General features: G+C 47.0%; 1 pseudogene. It reads left to right on the top strand.

Annotated elements, in window-relative coordinates:
- Positions 1–447, top strand: a pseudogene (locus tag EXE09_RS18665) (hypothetical protein); the annotation flags it as partial.

Below are 447 nucleotides of genomic sequence, written 5' to 3'. Positions count from 1 at the left end.
AAAAATCACTGGTGTTACAGCTGGCGAAGTCAGTGCGACATCGAAAGATGCAGTGAATGGTAGCCAATTGCAAGCCGTTAGCGATGTTGCCAATAAAGGCTGGAAACTGACTACCGACAAAGTGGGTAGTGGTACTGCTGCTGGTACATCTGTTGAGCAAATCAGCCCTGATGAAACAGTGACCTTTGTCGCTGGTGACAATGTTGCGGTTGAACAAGCAGGTGGCAAAATCACCATTGCAACCAAGAAAGATGTTGCATTTGATAAGGTCACTGTCGGTAATGTGAACATTGACAGCACGACCAACAAAATCACAGGCGTTGAGGATGGCATTGTCGCTGCAGGTTCGAAAGACGTAGTCAATGGTGGTCAGTTGAATACGACCAACAGCAATGTCACTATTGCCAAAAATGCAGCAGATGCCGCTCAAGCGACAGCTGATAAAGG

Source organism: Acinetobacter sp. WCHAc060025 (genome assembly GCF_004209355.1).
Taxonomy (GTDB): domain Bacteria; phylum Pseudomonadota; class Gammaproteobacteria; order Pseudomonadales; family Moraxellaceae; genus Acinetobacter; species Acinetobacter wuhouensis.
This window is presented reverse-complemented; position numbering and strand designations above follow the sequence as displayed.